The organism is Paramagnetospirillum marisnigri (assembly GCF_001650715.1).
Taxonomy (GTDB): domain Bacteria; phylum Pseudomonadota; class Alphaproteobacteria; order Rhodospirillales; family Magnetospirillaceae; genus Phaeospirillum; species Phaeospirillum marisnigri.
Genome location: NZ_LWQT01000050.1, coordinates 1 through 26,087, shown reverse-complemented (window position 1 = coordinate 26,087; position 26,087 = coordinate 1). Strand labels below are relative to the sequence as shown.

At 65.1% G+C, this 26,087-nt stretch carries 23 protein-coding genes; 6 read left to right on the top strand and 17 right to left on the bottom strand.

Annotated features, from left to right (window positions below; all coding sequences use genetic code 11):
• Nucleotides 1-26: 26 nt before the first annotated feature.
• The 3 genes from A6A04_RS08935 to A6A04_RS08925 all read right to left on the bottom strand — a co-directional run bounded on the left by A6A04_RS08935 (nucleotide 27) and on the right by A6A04_RS08925 (nucleotide 2,987).
• A complete protein-coding gene (locus tag A6A04_RS08935) occupies nucleotides 27-1,151 on the bottom strand; it encodes a patatin-like phospholipase family protein (RefSeq protein ID WP_068492038.1) in 1,125 nt (374 codons plus the stop codon).
• Nucleotides 1,152-1,251: 100 nt separating this feature from the next.
• Entirely contained in the window at nucleotides 1,252-1,887 is a 636-nt protein-coding gene (gene msrA / locus A6A04_RS08930; protein WP_068492036.1) for a peptide-methionine (S)-S-oxide reductase MsrA, read from the bottom strand.
• A 14-nt stretch (nucleotides 1,888-1,901) separates the two neighbouring features.
• Nucleotides 1,902-2,987 (bottom strand): ATP-dependent 6-phosphofructokinase, encoded by a 1,086-nt coding sequence (locus tag A6A04_RS08925; protein WP_156612538.1) that lies wholly within the window; start codon nucleotides 2,985-2,987, stop codon nucleotides 1,902-1,904.
• A 90-nt stretch (nucleotides 2,988-3,077) separates the two neighbouring features.
• On the opposite strand from A6A04_RS08925, the gene A6A04_RS08920 reads away from it, so the two are divergent.
• From A6A04_RS08920 to A6A04_RS08905, 4 genes are all read left to right on the top strand, one after another.
• Nucleotides 3,078-3,284, top strand: coding sequence for a YdcH family protein (locus A6A04_RS08920; protein WP_068492032.1), 207 nt, complete (start codon nucleotides 3,078-3,080; stop codon nucleotides 3,282-3,284).
• On the top strand, nucleotides 3,284-3,769 hold the full coding sequence (gene folK, locus A6A04_RS08915; RefSeq protein ID WP_068492030.1) for a 2-amino-4-hydroxy-6-hydroxymethyldihydropteridine diphosphokinase: 486 nt from the start codon (nucleotides 3,284-3,286) through the stop codon (nucleotides 3,767-3,769). The genes A6A04_RS08920 and folK overlap by 1 nt, the downstream gene beginning before the upstream one ends.
• 61 nt (nucleotides 3,770-3,830) lie before the next feature.
• Complete coding sequence (locus A6A04_RS08910; RefSeq protein WP_322096816.1) at nucleotides 3,831-4,247, top strand: dihydroneopterin aldolase; 417 nt, start codon at nucleotides 3,831-3,833, stop codon at nucleotides 4,245-4,247.
• A gap of 73 nt (nucleotides 4,248-4,320) precedes the next feature.
• Nucleotides 4,321-4,614 carry a hypothetical protein gene (locus A6A04_RS08905; protein ID WP_068492028.1) on the top strand — a complete coding sequence of 98 codons (294 nt, stop codon included), beginning with the start codon at nucleotides 4,321-4,323 and terminating at the stop codon, nucleotides 4,612-4,614.
• Here A6A04_RS08905 and A6A04_RS08900 read toward each other — a convergent pair whose 3' ends face one another.
• The 3 genes from A6A04_RS08900 to A6A04_RS08890 are packed head-to-tail and all read right to left on the bottom strand — an operon-like array spanning nucleotide 4,615 to nucleotide 7,654.
• A complete protein-coding gene (locus tag A6A04_RS08900) occupies nucleotides 4,615-5,754 on the bottom strand; it encodes an ABC transporter permease (RefSeq protein ID WP_068492026.1) in 1,140 nt (379 codons plus the stop codon).
• A complete protein-coding gene (locus A6A04_RS08895) occupies nucleotides 5,751-6,704 on the bottom strand; it encodes an ABC transporter ATP-binding protein (protein ID WP_068492025.1) in 954 nt (317 codons plus the stop codon). The genes A6A04_RS08900 and A6A04_RS08895 overlap by 4 nt, the downstream gene beginning before the upstream one ends.
• A complete protein-coding gene (locus A6A04_RS08890; RefSeq protein ID WP_068492023.1) occupies nucleotides 6,701-7,654 on the bottom strand; it encodes an HlyD family secretion protein in 954 nt (317 codons plus the stop codon). The genes A6A04_RS08895 and A6A04_RS08890 overlap by 4 nt, the downstream gene beginning before the upstream one ends.
• Before the next feature lie 148 nt (nucleotides 7,655-7,802).
• Here A6A04_RS08890 and A6A04_RS08885 point away from each other — a divergent pair, with 148 nt between their 5' ends.
• Nucleotides 7,803-13,178, top strand: coding sequence for a diguanylate cyclase (locus tag A6A04_RS08885; RefSeq protein ID WP_068492021.1), 5,376 nt, complete (start codon nucleotides 7,803-7,805; stop codon nucleotides 13,176-13,178).
• 29 nt (nucleotides 13,179-13,207) lie between these two features.
• On the opposite strand, the gene A6A04_RS08880 is transcribed toward A6A04_RS08885, so the two are convergent.
• The 10 genes from A6A04_RS08880 to A6A04_RS08835 all read right to left on the bottom strand — a co-directional run bounded on the left by A6A04_RS08880 (nucleotide 13,208) and on the right by A6A04_RS08835 (nucleotide 23,553).
• Entirely contained in the window at nucleotides 13,208-14,887 is a 1,680-nt protein-coding gene (locus tag A6A04_RS08880; protein ID WP_068492019.1) for a methyl-accepting chemotaxis protein, read from the bottom strand.
• Nucleotides 14,888-15,005: 118 nt separating this feature from the next.
• A complete protein-coding gene (locus tag A6A04_RS08875; RefSeq protein ID WP_068492017.1) occupies nucleotides 15,006-15,275 on the bottom strand; it encodes a hypothetical protein in 270 nt (89 codons plus the stop codon).
• Between the two features lie 310 nt (nucleotides 15,276-15,585).
• Nucleotides 15,586-16,230, bottom strand: coding sequence for a NapC/NirT family cytochrome c (locus tag A6A04_RS08870; RefSeq protein ID WP_068492016.1), 645 nt, complete (start codon nucleotides 16,228-16,230; stop codon nucleotides 15,586-15,588).
• Between the two features lie 20 nt (nucleotides 16,231-16,250).
• Complete coding sequence (locus A6A04_RS08865; RefSeq protein ID WP_068492014.1) at nucleotides 16,251-16,706, bottom strand: nitrate reductase cytochrome c-type subunit; 456 nt, start codon at nucleotides 16,704-16,706, stop codon at nucleotides 16,251-16,253.
• A 67-nt stretch (nucleotides 16,707-16,773) separates the two neighbouring features.
• Nucleotides 16,774-17,712 carry a quinol dehydrogenase ferredoxin subunit NapH gene (napH, locus tag A6A04_RS08860; protein WP_068492013.1) on the bottom strand — a complete coding sequence of 313 codons (939 nt, stop codon included), beginning with the start codon at nucleotides 17,710-17,712 and terminating at the stop codon, nucleotides 16,774-16,776.
• On the bottom strand, nucleotides 17,709-18,527 hold the full coding sequence (gene napG / locus A6A04_RS08855; protein ID WP_068492011.1) for a ferredoxin-type protein NapG: 819 nt from the start codon (nucleotides 18,525-18,527) through the stop codon (nucleotides 17,709-17,711). Before napG ends, napH begins: the two co-directional genes overlap by 4 nt.
• A 118-nt stretch (nucleotides 18,528-18,645) precedes the next feature.
• Nucleotides 18,646-21,129, bottom strand: coding sequence for a nitrate reductase catalytic subunit NapA (gene napA, locus A6A04_RS08850; protein ID WP_068492009.1), 2,484 nt, complete (start codon nucleotides 21,127-21,129; stop codon nucleotides 18,646-18,648).
• Nucleotides 21,126-21,434, bottom strand: coding sequence for a chaperone NapD (locus tag A6A04_RS08845; RefSeq protein WP_068492007.1), 309 nt, complete (start codon nucleotides 21,432-21,434; stop codon nucleotides 21,126-21,128). The genes napA and A6A04_RS08845 overlap by 4 nt, the downstream gene beginning before the upstream one ends.
• A gap of 10 nt (nucleotides 21,435-21,444) precedes the next feature.
• The gene (locus tag A6A04_RS21615) at nucleotides 21,445-21,729 is read right to left on the bottom strand and encodes a 4Fe-4S binding protein (RefSeq protein ID WP_245651137.1); all 285 of its coding nucleotides are present in this window, start codon (nucleotides 21,727-21,729) and stop codon (nucleotides 21,445-21,447) included.
• 162 nt (nucleotides 21,730-21,891) lie between these two features.
• The gene (locus A6A04_RS08835) at nucleotides 21,892-23,553 is read right to left on the bottom strand and encodes a putative bifunctional diguanylate cyclase/phosphodiesterase (protein WP_068492006.1); all 1,662 of its coding nucleotides are present in this window, start codon (nucleotides 23,551-23,553) and stop codon (nucleotides 21,892-21,894) included.
• Nucleotides 23,554-23,749: 196 nt separating this feature from the next.
• On the opposite strand from A6A04_RS08835, the gene nudC reads away from it, so the two are divergent.
• Nucleotides 23,750-24,661 carry an NAD(+) diphosphatase gene (gene nudC / locus A6A04_RS08830; protein WP_245651136.1) on the top strand — a complete coding sequence of 304 codons (912 nt, stop codon included), beginning with the start codon at nucleotides 23,750-23,752 and terminating at the stop codon, nucleotides 24,659-24,661.
• A gap of 41 nt (nucleotides 24,662-24,702) precedes the next feature.
• Here nudC and A6A04_RS08825 read toward each other — a convergent pair whose 3' ends face one another.
• Nucleotides 24,703-25,716, bottom strand: a complete 1,014-nt coding sequence (locus A6A04_RS08825) for a class 1 fructose-bisphosphatase (RefSeq protein ID WP_068492004.1) — start codon at nucleotides 25,714-25,716, stop codon at nucleotides 24,703-24,705.
• Nucleotides 25,717-26,087: the final 371 nt, after the last annotated feature.

Genomic DNA, 26,087 nt, shown 5'->3' with positions numbered 1-26,087 from the left:
ACTTATCAAGGAGAATCGCATCCTGGTCACCCGCCCCGATACTTTCGTATCGCCCTGTCCGCCGCGGCGTAACCGTCCCTGATGGACCGGTCCAGATTGGACCAACTCCAGTCGTAATTGATGTGATGGTCCACCGGGATCTCGATCACCGTCACTTTCGATTTTGTTTCCATGAGGTGATACTTGAACAACTTCACATCATCCTCGCTGGTGGTCGCGGCGAACAGCATCACCAGATTGTTGAGGGCGTCGTAAAGGTTATGAGGGCGGCGGATCTGCTTGCGATCCAGAATGCGGCTGACCCAGACCTCGTCCAGGTCGGGATGATTGGTCAGCAGGTCCTGGAAGTTGACGGTATCGACGGTGGCGCCTTCGCAATAGGTCTCGTTGCCGATGGTGACCGGCTCCTCGATATAGGGCAGGGCCGAGCAGGCGCACAGCGTCTGGGCGGAAATGCTTGGGCAGGGCAGGTATTTCGGGGCGTCATCCGGGCTGCGGGTGTCGCGGAAGACGCTTTTCTTGCGATTGCTGAACAATTCCAGCCGTCCGGCGCTCAGATTATAGGCATTGTGGTAGAGTGCGGGGCGACCCTCGTCGTACAGCTTGGTGAAATCCAGTTCCTGCAGGAAGGCGCTGTCGGAATAGAAGATGCGGCTCAGGCCCTTGGTGGCGGACAGATACATCCAACTGGTGAGGAACCGACTGGCCGGATTGACCGCCAGCACATCGTTGAGCATCACCGCATTGAGGTTTGCATTGGACCAGCGTTGCGGCTTGGTCATGAAGTCGACGAGATCGTCGCTGGCCTGCTTGATGGCCTCGGGCACCACCAGTTTCTCGTAATTGCGCGAATCCAGGACGAAGTTCAGGGCATTCTCGGCGCAACCGGCGAAGTCGGGCGCGAAGGCGGCGGCGATGGGGAAGCGATGATAGACATCGTCGGGACGGAAGATCTTCTTGAAGAAATCGGAGACCCAACCGACCTCCTGACCGCGTGGCGACTGGTTCCAGGCGATGCCCAGCCAGGCGCCGATGCAGGCGGTGCTCCAAACTTCGAACCGGATATCCTTTTCACGGTGCAGGCGATCCAGGGCACCGATGGACAGGCCGACGGCGGGACCGCCTCCGGCCAAGCAGATGGCACGCTTCATGGCATATCCCCCCTAGCACTGGCCGCCGGGCACGACGGCAAGGACAAGAGGATATCTCGCGGCGCAACAACACGCAATAGTAAGTTAAATTATAGAAAGATCATCCGAGGCGAAGGCCGGTCCCACCAAGGCCGCAATATCCGCCGGGATTCTTGGCAAGATACTGCTGATGGTAGCCCTCGGCCCAGAAGAACCGCCCCAGAGGCGCGATCTCGGTGGTGATGGCCCCAAAGCGCGCCTTGGCCAGGACCGCCTGGAAGGCGTCGCGGCTTTCCTGGGCCAGTCGGCTCTGCTCATCGGAAGTGGTCAGGATGGCGGAACGGTACTGGGTCCCCACGTCATTGCCCTGGCGCATGCCCTGGGTGGGGTTGTGCCCCTCCCAGAACAGCTTGAGCATGGCGGAGAAATTGGTGGCATCGGCATGGAACGCCACCATCACCGCCTCGGTATGGCCGGTCCGCGCGGTGCAGACCTCCTCGTAGGTCGGATTGGGAGTGAAGCCCCCGGCATAGCCCACCGAGGTGGAATAGACACCGGGCGCCTTCCAGAACAGCCGTTCCGCCCCCCAGAAACAGCCCATGCCGAACACCGCCACCTCGACCCCTTCGGGAAAGGGCGGCTTCAGGAAGGTCTCCAGCACGTGATGGCGTTCAGGCACCGGCATGTCCGCATCGCGGCCGGGCAAGGCCTGATCCGCCGTCACCATCACCGTCTTGCTGGGTCCCCACAGCGACATGGCCGTGCCCTTTCCTACATCTCGCCGATATAGATGCCGAGACCGCGCGCGGTTTCGGCCAGGGTGCCGTAGGGGTCGATGGCCCGGGTCAGCCCCGCCACGTCGGAGATGGGAACATCGGTGACCTGACCATGCTGCCACGCCACCATGCGTCCCAGCTTGCCCTGGGCGATCAGATCGACGGCATAGACGCCGAAGGCCGAGGCGATGATGCGGTCGCGCATGGAGGGCATGCCGCCGCGCTGGACATGGCCCAGCACGGTGACGCGGGTCTCGGCCTTGACCAGATCGCCCAGGCGGGCGGCCAGATACTGGCCGATGCCGCCATAACGGGCCTCGCCGCCGGTCTGGACGGTGGTCACCGACTGGCCGGTCTCGGTCTTGCAGCCCTCGGCCACCACCAGCAGGGCATGGTTGCGGCCCTCGTCGCTGACCTCGGCGATCTTCTTGGCGATGCCTTCCAACGTATACGGAATTTCCGGAATCAGCACCACGTCGGCGCCTCCGGCGATGCCGGCATTGATGGCGATGTGCCCCACGTCGCGCCCCATGACCTCCAGGATCATGACGCGATGATGGCTGGCCGCCGTGGGGGCCAGGCGGTCGATGGCCTCGCCCGCCACGTTCAGCGCGGTGGCGAAGCCGATGGCGTAGTCGGTATGGGCGACGTCGTTGTCGATGGTCTTGGGAATGCCGACCATGGGAATGCCGCCCTTGCGGCACAGATTGTTGAGGATGCGCATGGAACCGTCGCCGCCGATGACGATCAAGGCCTCGATGCCAAGCTCCTTGTAGCCGTCGACGAAGTCCTGCGAGCGGTCCTTCACGCTGCCGTCGGGCATGGGATAGGCGAAGGGATCACCCTTGTTGATGGTCCCCAGGATGGTACCACCCAGACGCAACATGTCCCCGGTCACCAGCGACAGGTCGAATTCCACGAAATTGAGCGGCCGGTCCATCAGTCCCATGCTGCCGTCGCGGATGCCGAACACCCGCCAGCCGTAATTGCGGATGGCGCGATGCACCACCGCGCGCAAGGCCGCGTTGAGACCGGCGCAGTCGCCGCCACTGGTCAGAATACCGATGCGCTTTGCCGACATATGATCTTCTCCAGTCATCCCTACCTTATCCATACCGTTTCCGGCCGAGTTCTGCTACCGTCTAACCTCCTTTGATGTTCTTGTCCCGCCATGATCGATGACACCCTTGAAGATGTGCGCCGTCAACTCGCCCTGCTCAAGACCGAGCACCGCGATCTCGACGACGTGATATCGCGCGTCTCGGAAGAACTGCCGTTCGACCAGTTGCGCCTGCAGCGCCTGAAGAAGCGCAAGCTGTCGCTGAAGGACGAGATCGCCCGGCTGGAAAACCAGTTGATCCCCGACATCATCGCCTGATGCATACCGTCTATCTCGGGCTCGGCACCAATCTGGGCGATCGGGCCGCCAATCTGCGCGCCGCCATCGCCGCCCTCAAGGGCGTGATGGAGATCACCGCCGTCTCCAGCCTGTGGGAGACGGCGCCGCTTTACGTCACCGACCAGCCCGCCTTCCTCAACATGGCGGTGGGGGGCACCACGACCCTGGCGCCGCTGGAGCTGCTGCGCGCCCTGAAGCGGCTGGAGGACGAGTTGGGCCGGGTGGCCTCGGTCCGCTATGGCCCGCGCCTGATCGACCTGGACATCCTGTTCCATGGCGAGGTGGTGATGGATACGGACGAACTTACCCTGCCCCACCCCCGGCTGGCCGAGCGGCGCTTCGCCCTGGCCCCCCTGGCCGAGATCGCGGGCGGGATCGTCCATCCCCTGCTGGGACGCAACGTCACCCAACTTCTGGCCGCCCTACCCGATGACGGCGATATCCGGTTGCTGGGACCGCTATAGCCCTTGCGCCCGACGCAAGCGGCGCGCTATGACCTGCCGTCGTCCTCGCCTCAAGGATCAGATGATCGTGTTCGTGCAGCGCAAGCAAATGGAAACCGGCTCGGGCGAGGCCCCGGCTGGCCGCCTTTATCGCATCCTGGTGCGCGATCTGGTGCTGAAATGCTCCATCGGCATCCATGCCCATGAACTGCTGGCGCCCCAGCGGGTGCGCATCAACGTGGATATGAGCGTGCTGGAACAGGCCGGGCCGCTGTGCGACGACATCGCCAATGTGGTGTCCTACGAGGATGTCATCGACGGCATCAAGACCCTGCTGGCCGATGGTCACATCAATCTGGTTGAGACCCTGGCGGAAAAGATCGCCGAGCTCTGCCTGTCCGACGAACGGGTGGAAACCACCCGTATCCGGGTCGAGAAGCTGGATGTCTACGCCGAGGCGGCCTCGGTGGGCATCGAGATCGAGCGCGGCCGGGCCTGAGTGCCGACAACTCGACTCGCCCTTCCAAAGGTGACATAGTCTTCCCCCTGTTTCATACCTCAGGGGGTAAGACATGATTGTCAGCATGCAGAACGATGCTGGCCTGACCCGTCAGGTCAAGGTCGGCTTTTCCTGGACCGCTTTCTTTTTCGGTGGCTTCGTCTATTTCTTCCGCGGCATGCCGGTGCACGGACTCATCTGGCTGGTTCTGAGCGTCGTGACCTTCGGCCTCAGCAACCTGTTCCTGATGTTCATGATCAACAAGGCCTCCGCCCACTACTACCTGGAACACGGCTACAAGCCGGTCGGCCCCGGCTGGGAGATCGCCTCGCCGAAATGGGGCATCACGGTCGCCGCCGCCGCCTGATCAGTCCAGGGTTTCCCGGTATCGCACCATGGCGATGATGCTGACCACCACCAGGATCAGCGCCATGGCGCCAACCTCGCCCGCGATCTCGGCCGGGCCGTTGCCCTTGAGCATGATGCCGCGCACCACCCGCAGAAAATGGGTCAACGGCAGCAGTTCGCCCAGGGTCTGGGCCCAGCCGGGCATGCCCCGGAACGGGAACATGAAGCCCGACAGCAGGATCGAGGGCAGGAAGAAGAAGAAACTCATCTGCATGGCCTGCATCTGATTCTTCGCGATGGTGGAGAAGGTGAAGCCGATGGCCAGATTGGCGGCGATGAACACCACGCTGGCCGAGGTCAGCAGGGTCAGGCTGCCGACGATGGGCACCTGGAAGATCAGGCGGGCCGAAACCAGGATCACCGCCACCTGGATATATCCCACCACGACATAGGGCGCGATCTTGCCCAGCATCACCTCCATGGGCCGGACCGGCATCACCAGCAGGTTCTCCATGGTGCCGCGCTCGCGCTCGCGCGTGACCGCCAGGGCCGTCATCATGGCCATGGTCATGGTCAGCACCACCCCCATCAGGCCCGGAACGATGTTGTATTGGGTATTGCCCTCCTGGTTGTAGCGGCGGTGCAGCCGGAGATCCACCGGCGGCGGCGGCGGCTTCAGGCTGGCCAGCGGGCCGGACAGGTCGCGGTCCAGGGCGTGGCGCGACACCTCGGCCAGCGCCGCCAGGGCGCCGGAAGTGGCGGCGGGATCGGTGGCGTCTGCCTCCACCAGCAGCGCCGGACGATCGCCGCGCGCCACCTTACGGCTGAAATCGGCGGGAATGCTGATGACGAACTGCACCTTGCCCTCGGCCAGCAATTGCTCCGCCTCGGCCTCGCCCGCCACGGTGCCGGTGATCTCGAAATAGTTGGAGGCCTGCATGGCGGCCAGTATGGCGCGTCCGAAAGTGCCGTGATCGGCGTCCAGCACCGCCGTGGGCAGCCGCCTGGGATCGGAGTTGATGGCGAAGCCGAACAGCACCAGTTGCAGCAGCGGTATGCCGACCATCATGGCGAAGGTCAGCTGGTCGCGGCGCATCTGGACGAATTCCTTGATCATCATGGCGAAGGTGCGCCGCCACGAGAAACCCAGCGACGTCATTCCGCTCCCCCGCGTCCGAAATTGTCGCGCGAACGCCCCATCAGGTGGATGAAGACATCCTCCAAGGTGGCGACGTCCTCGTTCCAGGCGAAGCCCCGCCCGGTCAGGAACGGCGCCAGACTGGCGGTGAGGGCGGCACGGTCAGCCCCGCCCACATGCAGGGCGGCGCCAAAGGGCGCGATCAGTTCCACCCCCGGCAAACCGGCCAACTGGCGGGCCAGATCGGTCACCAGGGCGCCCGGAGCATTGGGCTGGGCGGTGAAGGTGGTCAACCCCGCCCCCGCCACCACCTGCTCCACCGTGCCGGTGGCCAGCAGCTTGCCATAGGCGATATAGGCGATCTCGTGGCAGCGCTCGGCCTCGTCCATGTAATGGGTAGAGACCAGCACCGTCAGCCCGTCGGCGGCCAGGGTGTGAATCTGCTCCCAGAACTCGCGCCGGGCCTTGGGGTCGACCCCGGCGGTGGGCTCGTCCAGCAGCAGCAGCCGCGGCTGGTGCAGGATGCAGGCGGCCAGGGCGAGGCGCTGCTTCCAGCCGCCCGACAATTCCCCGGCCAGCTGCTTCCTGCGCTCGGCCAGCCCCAGCCGTTCCAGCGATTCGGCGATGCGCCGCTTGCGGTCGTCGATCCCGTAGATGCGGGCGACGAAGTCCAGGTTCTCGAGGATGGACAGATCCTCGTAGAACGAAAAGCGCTGGGTCATATAGCCCACCTGCCGCTTGATGGCATGGGCCTGGGTGACGATGTCGAGGCCAAGACAGGTGCCGCCGCCGCCATCGGGGGTCAGCAAGCCGCACAGCATGCGGATGGTGGTGGTCTTGCCCGAGCCGTTGGGGCCGAGAAAGCCCATGATGCGCCCGCCCGGCACCGACAGCGACAGGTCATCCACCACCACCCTGCTATCGAAGGCCTTGGTCAGGCCCCTGACCTGGATGGCGATGTCCGGGGTCATGGCGCCGCCTGTGCGGGGGCGATGGCCAGGGTAACGGGCTGACCCGGGCGCAGGCGGTCGCTGGGCTCCACCGGCCTGGCCTCCACCAGGAAGACCAGCTTGTCCTTGTTGTCGCGGGAATAGATCACCGGCGGGGCATAGGCCGCCTCGCGCGCGACGAAGCTGACCGTGGCGACCAAACCCGCCGGGCAGCCATCGCACGACACATTCAGCCGGGCGCCGGGCGCCAGTCGGCCCAGCCGTTCCGGCCCCAGATAGAAGCGCAGCACCACATTACCCGGCGGCAGCAGGCTCACCACCGGCTGGCCCGGCCCCACATCCTCGCCGACACGGAACAGCACATCCTCCACCAGTGCCGCCACCGGGGCCTCGGCCACCCGCTTGGACAGGCGCCATTCCGCCTGGGCCAGGGCGGCAGCGGCGGCCTCGACGGACGCATCGGCGGCGGCGATCTCGGCCGAGCGCCCGCCTTCCCTGGCGAATCCCAACTGCGCGGTCAATTCCGCCACCCGCGCCCGATTGCGCTCCAGAACCGAGCGGGCATTGTCCAGGGCCGAGCGCGAAGTGGTCTCGGTGCGGATCAGGTCGCTCTGGCGGCGCCACTGAACCTCGGACAGGCGCAAATCGGCCTCGGCCTGGGCCTTCTGCGCCTCCATGGCCTGGATTTCCAGGACGCGCTTGCCGGTCAGCAGGTTGTCGCGGACGGCGCGGGCCTGGTCCAGCCGGGCCATGGCCTCGGCCACCGCCGCCTGTTCGGCCCGATCCTCCAGGGCGAACAGGCGCTCGCCCGCCCGGACCTGGCGTCCCCTTTCCACCGCGACCTCCGTCACCCGCCCGGCCACGGGCAGGCCGACCCGAACGAAATCGCCCTCGACATAGCCGTAGATAGGGGCGGGCTCGTCGCCGCAGGCCGCCAGAGCCAGCAGGCCGAACAGGAACAGGCGCTTCATGGTTGGTCCCTCCGGGACATCGAATCCACCACACCCATGGGGGAAGTCAATCCCTCTCCGATCCGCCCTGTCACTCGCTGTGGTTCATGGACAATCGTCGCAAGGCACGGAATACTGTCCGTTGTTGTCTAAAGTCAGAGGACCGGGTGTGAGCGTCACCGATACGGAGCGAGGGTGGGAACCGGGCGATCAGGTCGCCGGAGCCACGGTCACCGAATGTCTGCACGCCAATTCCCGATCCTGGGTGGTCCGCGCCGTCCAGTCCGACCAGCGCCGGGTGGTGCTGAAGCTGCTCCGGACCGAACGCCCCAGCGCGCGCGAAATTGGCCGCTTCCGTCATGAGTACGATCTGGCCCGCCGCCTGCGCCATCCCCACATCGTCCATCCGCAGAACCTGGACGGCATCGGCGGCCGCCTGTTCATCACCATGCCCGACGAAGGCGCCACCTCCTTGCGGCATCTGCTTCGGTCCGGTCCCCTGGCCCAGGAGCGCAGCCTGGAAATCGCCCTGGCGGTTCTCGACGCCCTGCGAGCCGTGCATGGGGCGCATCTGATCCACAAGGACGTCGCCCCGGGCAATATCCTGATCACCGCCGATGGCGTGGTGAAGCTGATCGATTTCGGAATTTCTTCCGAGATGGAATCCGAGCGCCAGGCGCTGGTCCGTCCCGAGGAACTGGAAGGCACTCTGGCCTATATGGCGCCAGAACAGACCGGACGCATGAATCGTGACGTGGACTACCGCGCCGATTTCTACGGTTTGGGCGCCGTCCTGTTCGAAATGGTCACCGGCCGCGCCCCTTTCAGCTTCATCGACGCCGCCGAGGCGGTCCACGCCCATCTCGCCCGCCACCCCCCCGATGCCCTGAGCTATCGCACCGACCTGCTGCCCGCCGTGTCGCGGATCATCGCCCGTCTGCTGTCCAAGGAGCCGGAAAGCCGCTATCAGACCCATGAGTCGCTGGCGCGCGACCTGGAAGCCTGCCGCGATGCCCTGGCCCATGGCGGCTCGCTGGCCGGTTTCATTCCCGGTGACGGCGATTCCCAGCGCCAGTTCCATCTGTCCGGCCATCTCTATGGCCGCGAGGCCGAGGCAGAGGTCATCGCCAACCAGTTCGAGGCGGCCGCCACCGGATTGTCGCGGCTGCTCACCATCGGCGGCTTTTCGGGCATCGGCAAGACCGCCCTGGTGCATCAGGCCCAGCGGTCGCTGCTGGCCCAGCGCGGCAGCTTCATCCGGGGCAAGTTCAATCAATACGGCCAGCACATTCCCTATGGCGCCTTCATCGCCGCCATGGGGCAGCGCGGGCGCCAGATCCTGGCCCTGCCCGGCCCCGCTCGCCTACGCTGGCGCAAGCGACTGGCCCGGGGGCTGGAAGGCAATGCCCGGCTGGTGGCCGATGCCGTTCCCGAATTGGGCCGCGTCCTGGGGGAAACCAGCCCCGTCGCCACACTGGGACCGCTGGAATCCGAGAACCGCTTCCTGCGGACCATGGTTCTCGCCCTGGCGGCGCTGGCCGACGAAGCCGAACCGCTGACTCTGTTCCTGGACGACGTGCAATGGGCCGACCGTGCCTCGCGCCGCCTGCTCAAGGAACTGGCCTTCGACACCGCCATGCGCCATGTGCTGGTGGTGGTGGCCTATCGCGACAACGAGGTTCCCCCCGGCCATCCCTTTGCCCAGGACCTGGCCGACTTCGCGGAGCTGGGAGAGCGTCACCACCATCTGGCGGTCGGCCCCCTGTCCCAGGCGGATGCCGCCGCGATGCTGGCCGATTCCCTGGCCTGCGGCACTGGGCCGGTGCTGGAGGAACTGGCCGCCCTGTGCCACGCCAAGACCGGCGGCAATCCATTCTTCCTGCGCCGTTTCATCGAGGATCTGTACCAGCGCAACCTGCTGCGCTTCGATGCGGCGATGCAGGCCTGGACATGGTCGACCGAGGAAATCGGCAAGCAGGGCATGGCCGACAATGTGGTCACGCTGATGCTGGCCCAACTACGCCGGCTGCCCGAGGCGACCCGCGAGACCCTGACCACCGCCGCCATGCTGGGGGCCGGATTTGACCTGGACTCCCTGGTAACCGCCCTGGACTGGCCCGCCGACGAGGTGGCGCTGTCGCTGCGCCCCGCCCTTGAGGCGCGGTTGATCTATCCCGCCAGTTCCAGCTATCGCTATGCCGCCCGTCTCGGCCAGACAGTCTCGCCGGATGCCGGGATCGCCTATGTCTTCGCCCATGACCGGGTCCAGGAAGCCGCCTATGGCCTGATTGACGTGGCGGACCGTCCCCGGCGCCATCTGCGCATCGGTCGCCTGCTGCTGTCGCGGGTGCCCCAGGACGAGCCGGTGCCGTTCGAGGTGGTCAACCACCTGAACGCGGGCATTGCCTTCATGATTGACCGGCACGAGCGTTCGCGCCTCGCTGAAATGAATTCCCACGCATCCCACCTGGCCTCGGCGGCGGCGGCCTTCGACCTGGCGGCCGACTACGCCGACCAGGCGTTGCGGCTGTTGCCCGACTCCCGCTGGCGGGACCATCCCACCCAGGTGATGGCGCTGCATGTCCACGGCGCCCGCATGGCCTATCTGGCGGGCCGGACCGAGCGCATGAACCTGCTGGTGGAAACCGGACTGTCCCATGCCGTCACCCCCCAGGAAAAGGCCAGGCTGCTGGAAGTCCGCATCGAGGCCTTCTACACATCGGGCCAGTTGGTCGAGACCGTGGATCTTGGCCTTGAGATCCTGGCCATGATCGAGGTGAAGCTGCCCCCGATCAACGGACCCGACGACGTGGCCCGGATGGTACGCGAGTTGAAGACAGATATGGACGCCATGGGCCTGGACACCCTGGCCGAGCGCCCGCCCATGCTCGATCCCGCCTCGGCGCCGCAGTTGTCCATCATCACCAAGATGACCGCGGCCGCCTATATCGTGCGGCCCTCGCTGGTGCCGCAGCTCACGGTTCTGCCCGTGCGCATGATGATGAGCGCCGGCCCCGTGGCGGCATCGATCCCCGCCTATTCCGTGTTCGGCATGATGTGCCAGGAACTTCTGGGCGAATACGATTTCGCCTCCCGGCTGGGGCATATGTCGCTGCAACTGGTGGAACGGCATGGCTGGCACCATGTGTTCGCCCATACCGCCTTCACCTTCAACACCTTCGTGCGCCACTGGCGAGAGTCCGTGGCCGTCACTTTGCCCGCGCTGATGGAGGCACACCGCAACGGCCTGGAATTCGGCAATCTGCGCCATGCCGGGCTCAGCCTCTTCATCCATGACTATCATGCCTTGCTGGCGGGCGTGGCCGTGCCACAACTGACGGCCCAGTTCAGCGAACACGCCGTCATCCTGAAGCGCATCCGTCAGCCCGTGGCCCGGGAATGGGTCGAGGCCCTGCTGGAGATGACGGTGGAACTTCAGCAGGAATCGCTGCCCGACGAACCGCTGGAAAGTGCCCGCTTCTCCGCCCGCGCCCTGGCCGAAACCTGCGAGAAGCGCAAGGACATGACCGGGCTGCTGTTCCTCAATGCCTGGCGCTGCCTGATGCACTTCCTGGCCGGACGGTTCTCCCAGGCGAGCGACTGGGGGCTGGCGGCGGAAAAGCTGTTCCCTGGCGGTCCCGGCATGCATGTTGTGCCCTGGGTGGTGTTCTGCCGCGCCGTATCCGAACTGCGCCAAACGCCCCCCCTGCCCCCCGAAGTGGCCCTGGCCGACGCCGGACGGGCATTGGAGCATGTGACTCGGGTCTACGAGGTCAACCCCACGGCCTTCGCCGCCAAGCGCCTGATTCTGATGGCCGAGATCGCCCGGTTCCGGGGCGAACCCGCCGATGCCGTCTGCGCCCTGTATCGTCAGGCCGAGCTTGCCGCCGGGGGCGAGGCGGGCCTGCATCTCGACGCGGGCATCGCCGCCTGGCTGCACGGCACTTTCCGCCAGGAGCAACGCTTGCCGCTGGTGTCGCAGACCCTGGCCGAGGCCCGCTTGCATTTCCTGCACTGGGGGGCTCCGGCCATTGCCGACACCGTCTTGCCGGTGACAGTGGAAACCCAGAGCTTGCGGCCGGGCAGCAAGTCCTTGGGCGGCAATGTGGTCGATCTGGCCAGCCTGATGAAGGCCGTTGAAACCATCACCGCCGAAACCAGCCTGATGCGGCTGCTGGACGGACTGGTCCGGGTCATGAACGAGAATGCCGGGGCGCGCCGCGCCGTGGTCATCCTGGCGGATGGAAACGGCTGGCGTCTGGCGGCCGAAACCGCCGCCGAGGATGGAACCCCTGGCACCACCACGGGCATCGCCCTCGACAGCGCCGGAACGCGGGTGCCGACCGGGCTGATCCGCACCGTGCTGGCCACCGGCCAAAGCCTGCTGCTCGACGATGCCCATCTCGACCCCGAATGGGGCTCGGAATCGTATGTGGCCGCGACCCAGGCGCGTTCCCTCCTCTGCGCGGCCCTGAAACGTCAGGGGCAGGTGGTGGGCGCGGTATTTCTGGAAAACGATGCCGCCGCCGGCATCTTCACCCCCGAGCGGGTCCATTTCGTCGAGCTGCTGTCGGCCAGCATCGTCAACGCGGTGGAAAGCGCCAGGTTGAACGACGAACTGCGTACCCTGGCCGCCAATCTGGAACAGCGGGTGACGCAACGCACCCGAGAACTGCGCGACAGCGAGGAACGGCTGCGGGTCATCCTCGACAACGCCCCGGTTCCCATGTCGCTGACCCGGCGTTCCGATGCGTTGATCGTCTATGTCAACCCACCGGCGGGGCTGCTGATGGGGGACGATGTCGAGCACATGATCGGCGCCCCCGCCCTCGATTTCTACGCCGACCCCGCCGAACGCACCCGCCTGCAGGAGGCCTATCACGCCCAGGGAACCCTGAAGGATCATGAAGTCCGGTTGCGGACCCGCGACGGCCGTATCCTGTGGGTCCTGGTATCCATGGTACCCGTCACCTATAACGGCGACCCGTCGGACCTCGCCACCATCGTCGACATCACCGCGCGCAAGGATCTGGAGATCACCCTGGCGCATATGGCCACCACCGATTATTTGACCGGTGTCGCCAACCGCCGCCAGTTCATGACCCGGTGCGAGGCTGAACTGGCCCGCATGCGCCGGCATGGCACCGTCTTTTCGCTGATCATGATGGATATCGACCATTTCAAGGCGGTCAACGACCGCCATGGGCACGCCATGGGCGACGAGGTCCTGCGGCTGACGGCCAAGGCCTGCGCCGAAATGGTCAGGTCCGAGGACATGATCGGCCGCATGGGCGGAGAGGAATTCGGCATCCTGCTGCCCGAAACCGGCCTCACCGCCGCGCTGGCGCTGGCCGAGCGCTTGCGCCAGGCCGTGGCCGCCCTGCGGCCGCCACGGATGGGTGGCCAAGACATTCACCTGAGCGCCAGTTTCGGCGTGGCCGAGTGTCGTGGCGACGAAACCATCGACCAGTTGTTTGCCCGCGCCGACCACGCGCTATACGCATCCAAGGATGCCGGGCGCGACCGGGTCACCCGGGCCGAGTGACCCCCCGGGCCGAGTGACCCAGAATCTGATCAGGCGGCCTTGACACCGGACAGGAAGGTCTCGACCGAGCCGCGCAGGGTCTCGCTCTGACCGGACAGTGTTCCGGCGGCCGCCTCGACCCCCGCCGCCATCCGTCCGGTATTGTCGGCGGCATCGACCACCTGGGTGATGTTGCGAGCCACTTCCTCAGTGCCGATGGCGGCCTGCTCGACATTGCGGACCACCTCCTGCATGGCCGCGCCCTGTTCCTCCACCGCCCCGGCGATGGCCGAGGACATTTCACTGATCTCGCCGATCACCGATGTAATCCGGCGAATGGAGTCCACCGCCTCGATGGTTTCGGTCTGGATCGCCCCGATCTGGTTGGCAATCTCTTCCGTGGCCTTGGCGGTCTGATTGGCCAGGTGCTTGACCTCGTTGGCCACCACCGCGAAGCCCTTGCCCGCATCCCCAGCCCGCGCCGCCTCGATGGTGGCGTTCAAGGCCAGCAGATTGGTCTGGCTGGCGATATCGGAGATCAGACGGACCACTTCTCCGATCCTGCTGGCGGCGTCGGCCAGACTCGACATCTTGTCGTTGGTGGCGGTGGCATCCGAGGCAGCTGTCGAGGAAATGGCGGCGGCCCGACTGACCTGAATGCTGATTTCGTTGATGGAGGCCACCAATTGGTTGCTGGCGGCCGCGATGGTGCTGACATTGGCACTGGCCTGCCCGGTGGCGGCGGAGACAGCCGCGCTCTGGCGCTGGGTTTCCTCGGCATTCGCCGTCATGGCCCGCGCGGTGTCGCGCATGTGTCGGGCTGCCTCGGACACATCCTTCAGCAGGTCCGAAACCGCCTTGTCGAAATCCCGCGACATGGTCTCCATGGCGACCTGCCTGGCCTCGCGGCGACGGCGGGAAGCCAGTTCCTCGGCTTCAAGCCGGTTGCGCTCGATGGCGTTGCGCTTGAACACATCGACGGACTTGGCCATGTCGCCAATCTCGTCGACCCGGTCGCTGCCCGGGACCTCGACATTGGTATTGCCGCCAGCCAGTTCCGTCATCGCCGCGACCATGGTGCGGACAGGGACTGTGATGGAGCGGACGATGGACAGGGCCAGAACCAAGGAAAGAGCCAAGCCCAAGCCGGCGATGATCAGATTGGCCGTGGAGGCGGCGATGAACAGTTGCTCGCCATTGTCGTGCTCCTCGCGGGCCACCCTGTCCTGCAGGGCGATATCCGCGACCAGGGCCTTGTCGAGCAGATTGAAGGCCTCGGTGGCGGGGCCAATAGCCTGGGCCCGAGCCGCCGCCATGTCGCCCGCCTCGATCATGGCCATCACCCGCTGCTTCTCGCCGCGATAGGTCGCCAGCCTGTGTTCGATATCCGCGGCAATACCCTTTTCCTCGGGCGTCAGATAGGTGGCCATATACGCCTTCCACTCGGCGTCGATGGCCTGGTCCTTTTCAGCGATTTCACGCTTGAGCCCGGCGATATCGCTCCCGTCCTGCCGCCATGCCCTGGGAAGGCTGGTCTGGATCGTGAACAGGGCACGCTCGATATTCCCCAACTGAACCAGCGGCACGGTCCGGTCGTCATAGACGGTTCCGAGGCTGTGGTTGATCCGCCCCATGGCCCAGTGGCCGATGCCGACACAAACCACCAGCACCAGGATCATCGTGGCGACGAGAACGGCAAGCCTGGGACCGATACGCAACTGGGTGAACATCGCATCCTCCGGGGAGCGGGTGAAGCTTCGGCACACAGCCGGAACCGGCATGATGCCAAACCCGCCCCCGGAAGGAGATTAAGAAACAGTGAATTTGCTGCGATGCAGCATGGCGGTGCTACTTAGCCAGGGCCATGCGCGCGGCCAGATCGGCGACGACACCGATGCGATGTTCCAGGCTGGCCATGCGTTGGACCAACGCGTCAAGATCGGCGGCAAGGCCGCCAAGGCTCTCGCCATGATCAGAAATCTCGTTGCTGTCGCGGGCAACACCGCTGAGGGCGTCCTCGGCCAGCCGCGCTCCATTGCCGAGGCTGAGGGCCAGCCAGCGCAGCCCATGATGCGATCCGGCCGGAAACGGAATCACGGTATTGGCGAGCCTGTCCATGGTATCCCTCCTGACGATGAAGCGAAGGACGGTTCGCCCTACGCTCGCGATGGCGGAATCATGCGACCGCCCGGGAGGAAGGTCAAATGACGTTCGGCCCGGATTTGTTGGGATATTTGATAAAATCCCCTTGAAATCAGTCGGTTCCCAAGACCCAGGACCGGGGACATCCATGAAATAGCTGAATAAATCCGATATCGCCACGATATCGCGAACGCGCCTGCCGCAACAAATATTTCACGGAAAAAAGATGGGCCTCCCGGGGAGTCGCGGGAGGCCCAGTGTGGCAGGGTTGCCCAAACCTTGGTCCCTAAGGCTTGGGCGGGCTCCCTAGGGATTCGTTCAGTTCGCGCTCGGCCTTGAAGGCCCCGGCGGGCAGTTGGTGCGCGATGCCCTTGTGGCAATCGATGCAGGTCTTGCCCTGTTGCTCGGCTTCGGCATGGCGGTTGCGGGCGCGGGCCTGCTGCCGGGTCAGGTCGAAGGCGCTGAAATTGTGGCAGTTGCGGCACTCGCGGGAATCGGTTTCCTTCATCCGGGCCCATTCGTGCTTGGCCAGTTCCAGGCGCTTGGCCTCGAACTTCTCGCGGGTGTCGATGGTGCCCAGCAGCTTGTGCCACACCTCGTTCGAGGCCTGGATCTTGCGCTGGATCTTGTAGATCCACGGACGCGGCACATGGCAATCCGGGCAGGTGGCCCGCACGCCCGAGCGGTTGGAATCGTGGATGGTGCCCCGGTACTCGCGATAGACGTTCTGCTCCATCTCGTGGCAGCTGAGGCAGAAGGTCTCGGTATTGGTCAGTTCCAGGACGGTATTGAAACCGCCCCAGAAGACGACGCCGCCCACGAAGCCCACCACCAGCAGCGCGCCCAGCGACCATTTCGACGTGGGCTTGGAGAGCGTCGCCCACAAGCCGCGCAGCAGGCCTTTGCCCTCGGCCGAGTTATCGTTGCTCATGACCCGTTCCTTCCCTGCCTCTAGCGGAGATTGGTGTTCAGCGTGGCGGGCTGGAACTTGTTTTCCACCAACGGCTTGGCTTCGGCCTGCGGCACATGGCACTGCTTGCAGAAATAGCGGTTGCCGTTGACGGTGTCCTGGCGGACGCCGTTGCGGTCGAGATAATGCAGGTCGGAGATTTTCGGCGCCTTTTCCTGGTCGCTATAGGGCCATTCGTGGCAGCGCAGGCACTGGTTGACCTTGAGGTCGATCTCGTATTTGTCGGTCTGATGCGGCACCAGCGGCGGCTGCTGGCGATAGGCGCGGTCGTGCTTGGTCCCCTCCATCACCTTGTAGATGGCGGGCGGCGCGTCGGGCTGGCTGGCCTCGGTCGGCCTCAGCGACTTGACCTCGCTGGCCACCACGGCCGATCCCAGGACACCAAATCCAAGCGCCAGGGCCAGCGCGAGGGCGATTGCCTTGATCTTTGTCTTCACTGCGGTCACTCCCCTTCCAGAACTCAATTTCAATTCGGCAAGCCGCGTCATCGGCTCGTCGATATCATCACGCGACCTTGGCCGGGGGCGCCGCCGCATCCGCCTCGGCCGAGCCCGTCGGGGCATCGGTGGGAGCGTTGCGGAAACGGGTGCCGAACCGGAACACGGTCTTGGAACACACATCGATGCAGCGGCCGCAATTGGTGCAGTCCGCCGACAGGATCACCGGCCCCACCCCCTTGGCCGCGCCGCGCAAGGCGGGGGCGATCACATGGCGTTCGGGGCAGACGGAAAAGCAGTCCATGCAATCGTCACAGGCGGCGCGGTCCACGGCAGTGACGCGCAAAACGGCGGCACGGCCGATCAGGCCATAGAAGGCGCCGACCGGGCAGAGATGGGTGCACCAGCCGCGCGCGGCCACGCCCAGGTCGAACAGGAACACCGCCGCCGTCACCAGCGCCGCAGAACCCAGGCCGAGGATGGAACCGGTCACCAGCCCGCGATGGAGCACGGTCACCGGGTTGATCGCCTCCCAGGCGATGGTGCCGGTGGCAGCCGCGGCGACCAGCACGCCGCCCAGCAGCCAGAAACGGGTGTCGCGGTTGAGGTTGAGGCCCTTTTCGATGCCGAGGCGCAGGCGCAGCCAGTGGGCGAGATCGGTGACGGCATTGACCGGGCAGACCCAGGAACAATAGACCCGCCCGCCCACCAGGACATAGAAGCCCAGCACGATGGCGGCGCCCAGCAGGGCCGTCGCGGTCATGAGATGACCCGCCAACAGGCCCTGCAGCACCATCAGCGGATCGGTCAGCGGCAGGATGCCGAGGGTCAGGCTCGACGCCAGGGTGCCCTTGGCGATCCACACGCCCCACAGCGGCCCGGTCAGGAACACCGCCACCACCAGCGCCTGGGACAGCCGACGGGCCAGCAGCCATTTGTTGGCCTGGACCCAGCCCTTGGCGGCCACGGCGGAAGCGCCGGGATGATGGATGCCGGGGCGGCTCATGGCTTGAACTCCTTCAAGCCGCCATCGGGACGCTTTTCAAGCTTGTAGGTGCCGCCGGGGGTCATCTCGACCCCTTCCATGCCACGCACCTGGACCTCGGGGCTGGGCTCCACCAGCGAGCCGCCCGCCTTCTTCTTCTCTTCCCAGCCCAGCCGGTAATGCTTGCCCAACTGCCCGGAGGCCAGGGCATGGGGCAGCACCTTGATGGCGGCCTCGTCCAGCACGCAGGCCTTCTCGCACTTGCCGCAGCCGGTGCATTTGGCCGAGTGGACGGTGGGAATGAAAAAGGCGTGCTTGGCGGTGCGCGCGTTGTGGGACAGCTCCAGGGTGATGGCCTCGCCGATGCGCGGACAGACCCGGTAGCAGACATCGCAGCGCAGGCCGAGGAAGTTCAGGCAGGTCTCCTGGCCCACCAGCACCGCCACGCCCATCTTGGCGTTGTTGATATCGGTCAGGCCCTTGTCCAGCGCCCCGGTCGGGCAGGCGGCGACACAGGGAATCCGCTCGCACATCTCGCAGGGCACCGCCCGAGCGTTGAAGAACGGCGTGCCCAGGGTCGGGCCGTCGCCCCTATCCGACAATTTCAGCGTGTCATAGGGGCAATCCTTGACGCACAAGCCGCAGCGCACGCAGGCGGCGGCGAAATCCTTCTCGGCGATGGCGCCGGGCGGGCGCAGCGCCACCGCCTCGGCCTTCTTGCGCGAGGGCAAGGCCAACAGGCTGCCCAAAACGCCCAACGCGCAGGCACCCCGAACCGCACCGGTGAGCATCGCCCGCCGGTTCGGTGTCTGTGCGCTGTCGCGTTGCGTCGCCATCTAAATTCCCTTTCCTCCCTCGTCACCCCCGCGAAGGCGGGGGTCCATGTCGACATCACCGGAATGCGGCCGACATGGATTCCCGCTTGCGCGGGAATGACGAGACGAGAGAGCTGCCTTAAGCCTTCATCACCTTGACGGCGCACTTCTTGTAGTCGGTCTCTTTCGAGATCGGGCAAGTGGCGTCGAGGGTCAGCTTGTTGACCAACTGGCTTTCGTCGAAGAACGGCATGAACACCAGCCCTTCCGGCGGCTTGTTGCGGCCACGGGTGTCGATGCGGGTGGTCACCTCGCCGCGCCGGCTCGCCACCTTGACCACGTCGCCGTTGCGCAGACCACGCTTGGCGGCGTCATTGGGGTGCATGTAGAGCACGGCGTTAGGCACCGACTTGTGCAGTTCGGGCACGCGTCGGGTCATGGAGCCGGAATGCCAGTGTTCCAGGACACGGCCGGTGGACAGCCACAGGTCGTAGTCCTTGTCCGGGCTTTCGGCGGCGGGCTGGTAGGGCAGCGCGAAAATCCAGGCCTTGCCATCGGGCTTGCCATAGAACTTCACGCCCTCGCCCGCCTTCACATAGGGGTCATAGCCCTCGCGGAAGCGCCACAGGGTCTCCTTGCCGTCCACCACCGGCCAGCGCAAGCCGCGGGCCTTGTGATAGACTTCGAACGGCGCCAGATCGTGGGCATGGCCGCGGCCGAAGGCGGCGTATTCCTCGAACAGGCCCTTCTGGGCATAGAAGCCGAAGGCCTTGGACTCGTCGTTCTCGAACCCGGCCTGAAGCTCGGCCAGCGGGAACTTGTCCACCTGGCCGTTCTTGAACAGCACATCGAACAGGGTCTTGCCCCTGACTTCCGGCTTCTTGGCGATCAGTTCCTCCGGCCACACTTCCTCGATCTTGAAGCGCTTGGAGAATTCCATCAGCTGCCACAGATCGGAGCGGGCCTCGCCCGGAGCCTTGACCTGCTGGCGCCAGAACTGGGTCCGGCGTTCGGCATTGCCATAGGCGCCTTCCTTTTCCATCCACATGGCGGTGGGCAGGATCAGGTCTGCCGACAAGGCGGTGACGGTAGGATAGGGATCGGACACCACCACGAAATTGGCGGGATTGCGGTAGCCCGGATATCCCTCCTCGTTCATGTTGGGGGCGGTCTGCATGTTGTTGGTGCACATCACCCAATAGGCGTTGAGCTTGCCGTCCTTCAGCATGCGGTGCTGCAACACGGCGTGATAGCCGATCTTGGGATTGATGGTCCCGGCGGGAACCTTCCAGATCTCCTCGGTGATCTGGCGGTGCTTGTCGTTCATGACCACCATGTCGGCGGGCAGGCGATGGGCGAAGGTGCCCACCTCGCGCGCCGTGCCGCAGGCCGAGGGCTGGCCGGTCAGCGAGAACGGGCTGTTGCCCGGCTCGGAGATCTTCCCCATCAGCAGGTGCACGTTGTAGATCATGTTATTGACCCAGGTGCCGCGCGTGTGCTGGTTGAAGCCCATGGTCCAGAACGAGACCACCTTGACCTTGGGATCGGCGTAGATCTTGGCCAGGGCTTCCAGCTTCTCCACCGGCACGCCAGAAATCTTCGACACCTTTTCGGCGGTGTACTCGGCAACGAAGGACTTGAACTCGTCGAAGGTGATGGGGTCGGACTTGTCCGGCGTCGCGGCGTTGGCCTGGTCCTTTTCCAGCGCGTGGGTCGGACGCAGGCCATAGCCCACATCGGTCACGCCCTTCTTGAAGTTCACGTGCTTCTCGATGAACTCCTTGTTATAGGCGCCCTTCGAGATGATGTAGTTGCAGATGTAGTTCAGGATCGCCAGATCGCCCTGGGGAGTGAACACCACCGGCAGGTCGGCCAATTCGAACGAGCGGTGCTCGAAAGTGGACAGCACCGCGACCTTGCAACCCTCGTGGGTCAGGCGGCGGTCGGTGACGCGCGACCACAGGATCGGGTGCATCTCCGCCATGTTCGAGCCCCACAGCACGAAGGCGTCGGTCTGCTCGATATCGTCGTAGCAGCCCATGGGCTCGTCGATGCCGAAGGTCCGCATGAAGCCGGTCACCGCCGAGGCCATGCAATGGCGCGCGTTGGGGTCCAGGTTGTTGGAGCGGAAACCGGCCTTGTACAGCTTGGAAGCGGCATAGCCCTCCCAGATGGTCCACTGGCCGGAGCCGAACATGCCGACGCGGGTGACGCCGTCCGGCTTCTTCAACTGTTCCTTCCACTTCTCCGCCATGATGTCGAAGGCTTGGTCCCACGAGATCGGCGTGAATTCGCCGTTCTTGTCGAACTTGCCGTTCTTCATGCGCAGCAGCGGCTTGGTCAGCCGGTCCTCGCCATACATGATCTTGGACAGGAAGTAGCCCTTGATGCAGTTGAGGCCACGGTTGACCGGCGAGTCGGGGTCGCCCTGGGTGGCAACCACCCGGCCGTCCTGAACGCCCACCAGCACGGCACAGCCGGTGCCGCAGAAGCGACAGACACCCTTGTCCCAACGGATATTGGCCTTGGCTGGTTGGGCCACGGCCGGCATGGCGATACCGGCGGCGGCGGCAGTGGCCGCGACGGCGTTCGCCTTGATGAAGTCGCGCCTGGTAAGGCTCATGGAACGCTCTCCCCTTCCAGATCAGAATCAAAATGGTGATAGGTAAGGGCGACGCTGAGGACGCCCGGTATGTCGTGGAAACTGGTGATCTTCGCTCCCGCCCAGATGCCCTCGGCATCCTCGACGGTCAGAACCATCCTGCCGTCATCGGTCATGGCGTGAATCTCGACGCCGGAAATGGCGGCAAGGGCGTCATGAACCGACTGTCGGCGCTCGGGTTTGACATGGACCAGCACGCCGCAGATGTTCTCGATCTGCTCCCTGGGCTTGGCGTGCTCGGTATTCACAAATGTCGAAAGTCGCATGGTGTTCCTCTCACGCACTCGGCCTGGGCGCCATGGACAGGGCGCCGACAGGACAGGCGGACACGCAGACACCACAGCCGGTGCAGCGTTCATTCGAAATCTCAGGCAAGGCGCGCCCCCCCAGCAGCGGGCGGAAGCGAATGGCGTCGGGCTCGCACGGATCGCCGCACAAACGGCAGGTCACGCCCTGCACCGAGATGCAGGCCCCGCCAAGCTCGGCCACCAGGGCCAGCGGAGTTCCATCTTCGGATACGCCGACGGGTGCGGGTTCGGCCTTGGCCGAACGACCGGTCAACAATGCACGTCGGGACACAGGCCCAGACATCGGACACGCCCTCCTTGGCCTGACTCCGGCTCCCCCACCGTCGTCATCCATGGCATGAAAGGTGTCACTGCATATGAAAAGTCACTTTGACGTTGGTCAAATGCCCCTTGGCTTCAAGGGGTATTTTCGCTCTCAGGCGTGCGCCATGACCTTCTGGCGCATCATCTTCTCGAACTCCCCGGCGGCAACCGGTCGTGAGTAATAGAACCCCTGAACCGTATCACATCCGTTGTCGCGCAAGAAGGAAATGTGCGCCTCGATCTCGGCGCCCTCGGCCACCACTTCCAGATTGAGCCCGCGTGACAGGCCGATGATGGCCCGGGCGATCTCGGCGGTCTTGGGGTTGGTGTCAACGTCGGCGATGAAGGCGCGGTCAATTTTCAAGGTGGTGATGGGAAAGCGTCCCAGATAGGACAAGGACGAATAGCCGGTACCGAAATCGTCGATGGACAGGCCAATCCCCAGGTCACGCAGTGCCTTCATTTTCCGCACCGCCGTGTCCACGTCGTTCATCAGCATGCTTTCGGTGATTTCCAGCTCCAGCCATTTGGGGTCAAGGCCGGTTTGTTCGAGCACCTGGACCACCGAATCCAGCAGGGCGCGGGAATGGAACTGCCGCGCCGAGACGTTGACCGACACCTTGATGGGGGTAAGCCCGGCTTCCTGCCACGCCTTGTTCTGCAGGCAGGAATGCAGCAACACCCAATTGCCGATGGCCTCGATCTGGCCGCTTTCCTCGGCGACGGGAATGAATTCGCCGGGCGAGACCATGCCGCGCTCGGGATCCATCCAGCGGATCAGGGCCTCGGCGCCCACGATGGTGTCGGCATCCGCCGAGACCTTGGGCTGGTAGTAGACCACGAATTCGTCCTGGGCCAGGGCACGGCGCATGCGGGTTTCCAGCTCCAGCCGCGACTTGGCCTTGCGGTTCATGTCCTTGGAGAAGAACTGGTACTGGTTGCGCCCCGACACCTTGGCGTGGTGCAGGGCATGTTCGGCATGATTGGTCAGCTGGGCGCCGTTCTCGGCATCGAGCGGCAGGACGCTGATGCCGATGGAGAAGGTGGCGACCACCTCCTGGCCATCGAGCAGAAATGGCTCCTTGACCGAAGTCAGCACCTTCTCGGCGACGATGACACTGTCATCCACATCGGCGATGGACATCACCAGGGCGAATTTGTCCCCGTCCAGCCGCACCGCCGTGTCGGTTTCGCGCACGCAGGTCCGAAGACGGCGCGCCACCTCGACCAGAAGGCGATCGCCCGCCGAATGGCCCAAGGCGTCGTTGACCAGGGAAAACCGATCCAGCCCCATCAGCATCAAGGCGACGGTGCCTCCGACGCGATTGGCCATCAGAACAGCCTGCGACACGCGATCAATGAACAGGTCGCGATTCGGCAATCCGGTCAGCGTGTCATAGCCGAAGGATGCCGCTTCCGACACCGCGGGCGCCAGGATGGGATCGGACAGGGCGGGGCGCACCAGACCGATATACTGGCTGGGAAAAGCATTCGACCCGTTGACGGCCAGGACCACCACTTCCAGAGGCCGCTCGCGCCCGTCACCGCAGAGCACATGGCCCTGCCAGCGCCCGCCCGAACCTGGCGCCATGGCATCACGCATCAAGCTCTCGGCCAGGGCAACGGCCCCACCATCGGGATCAACGCCATCGAAACAGGTCAGGGTCGCGAAAGCCTTGCCCAGACGGAGCACGCCCCCATCCGGCGACGCGATGATCACCGCGTCGCGGAGGCACTCCAGCAAGCTATCGACTATGAACTGCGCGTCACTCATTCATCACCCTGGTGGAAACAAATCCTGGATTTGTTTCCGCGATTCAATCCATTGGTGGGCCGATTCACCCGATGCTTGGGGAATCAAGCGTCGGGATCGGACCACTGAGCCATTGTCGCCATCGCGACACAAAGCGCAATCCTCTTCTGGTCTTGGGACAAGGGGTTATGTCATGGTTCCCGCCATGAGACATCCCATGCTTTACGGTGGACTGGAGCTGGACCGCGCCCATGGGCTCCGCCACGCTTCCGATCCCCTGGCCCTGGCACGACACCCAGGTGCCCGCATCTGCCTGTACTGGCGAGGCCGCCAGCCGGTGACGGGCGAGCCGCCCGTGGCCGCGCTGACCGATTGGGCCAGCGTCGGCAGCCTGATCGACAGCTTGGCGGCGCCCCTGGTGCTGCTGGGCCAGGATGGCGAGGCCCCGGTGGTCGCCGCCGACATCTCCGGCCTGGAGGCCCCCGAGGATGGCCCCGACCTGGGCCTGGGGCGCTGGGTGATGCTGCGCTCGGCGGGCGGCACCCTGCCCCGCCAGGATGCGGCCCTGCTGGCCTATGCCCGCGGCATCCTGATCTGGCGCGAGCGCACCCGCTTTTGCTCGGTCTGCGGCCAGCCCCTGACCGTCGCCGATGCCGGCCATTGCGGCAAATGCTCGGATGACACCTGCGGCGCCCCGCATTTCCCCCGCACCGATTCCGCCATCATCGTGCTGGTGACCGACCCCCAGGGCCGCGCCCTGCTGGGGCGCCAGCCGGTCTGGGCCCCCGGCATGTATTCCTGCCTGGCGGGGTTCGTCGAGCCCGGCGAGACCCTGGAGGAGGCGGTGGCCCGCGAGGTCTGGGAGGAAGCGGGCATCCGGGTGCGCTCGGCCCGCTATGTCGCCAGCCAGCCCTGGCCGTTTCCGTCATCGCTGATGATCGGTTTCATGGCCACGGCCGATGGCGAGGAGCCCAATCCAGACCGCACCGAGATCGAGGATGCCCGCTGGTTCACCCGCGCCGAGGTGAGCCGCTTCGGCGAGGCCAGCGCGCCGGGGGAACACGGCCGGTTCCTGCCCAGCCGCGATTCCATTTCCCGTGCCCTGATCCAGCACTGGCTGGAGGGCTGACGGCAAGAGGCGGGCGAGGACGCCCGCGCTCCGCCTGAGCCTTATTTGCCGTCGTATTCGGCGTGATAGGCGTCGATGCGCTCGACTTCGGCCTTGGAGCCCAGGATCACCGGCACCCGCTGATGCAGGCTGGTGGGCTGGACCTCCATGGTGCGGCCACGACCGCTGGTGGCGGCGCCGCCCGCCTGCTCGACGATGAAGGCCATGGGATTGGCCTCGTACATCAGCCGCAGCTTGCCGCCCTTCTTGATGTTCTCGGAATCCGCCGGATAGAGGAACACGCCGCCGCGACACAGGATGCGATGGACCTCGGCCACCATGGAGGCGACCCAGCGCATGTTGAAGTCCTTGCCCCGGGGGCCGTCCTTGCCCGCCTGGCATTCCTCCACATAGCGCCTGACCGGCGGTTCCCAGAAACGGGCGCGGCTGGCATTGATGGCGAATTCCTTGGTCTCGGCCGGAATGGTCATGTTGGGATGGGTCAGCAGGAACATGCCGACATTGTTGTCGAGCGTGAAGCCGTTGACCCCGTTGCCGGTGGTCAGCACCATCATGGTGGACGAGCCGTAGAGCGCATACCCCGCCGCCACCTGCTTGACGCCGGGCTGCAGGAAGGCGCCTTCCTGGTGGGGATTGGCGCCATCGGGCAGCTTCAGGATGGAGAAGATGCTGCCCACCGAGATGTTGACGTCGATATTGGACGAACCGTCCAGCGGATCGAACAACAGCAGATACTTGCCGTCGGCGGCGCCGTGCACCGCGTGCACGTCCTCCAGCTCCTCGGACGCCATGCCCGCATAGGACCCGCCCAGGGCGTTCATGTGCAGGAAGATGTCATTGGCCAGCACGTCGAGCTTCTTCTGCTCCTCGCCCTGGACATTCTCGGACCCGGCGACCCCCAGATTGCCCGCCAGGGCGCCACGGTTGACCTCGTGGGAGATCATCTTGCAGGCGAAGATGATGTCGGTCATCAGCGCGGTGAACGAGCCCGAGCCGCCCAGGCGGCGCTGTTCCTGCAACAGGAAATGGGTGAGCGTTATCCTCGTATACGGCATGTCGTCCCTCTCGGTGGCGTGGCGGCGGCGGGATTTTTCCCGTCATTATGGGTGGGAAAGTGTTAGTCCTCCCGACATGGAATTGCAATGAGCAGGGCAATCGCTTGAAGGAGAATGTTCCCTCTCCCGCTTGCGGGAGAGGGTGGCGAGGCGAAGCCGAGACGGGTGAGGGCGCGCGCGTCGGCGCGCCAACCCACATCTATTCGAGCGGCCACCAAGCCCTCACCCCCCCTCTCCCGCAAGCGGGAGAGGGGGGAAAGCGGATATGTTTCCTTCACCCGATTGCCCTGTTGCGGTCATGTCCCGTCGAGTGGTGTAGCAGCTTTTGCCTGGGGATGATGGCGTAGGGTGCGTAGCGCCCGGAGGCGTCA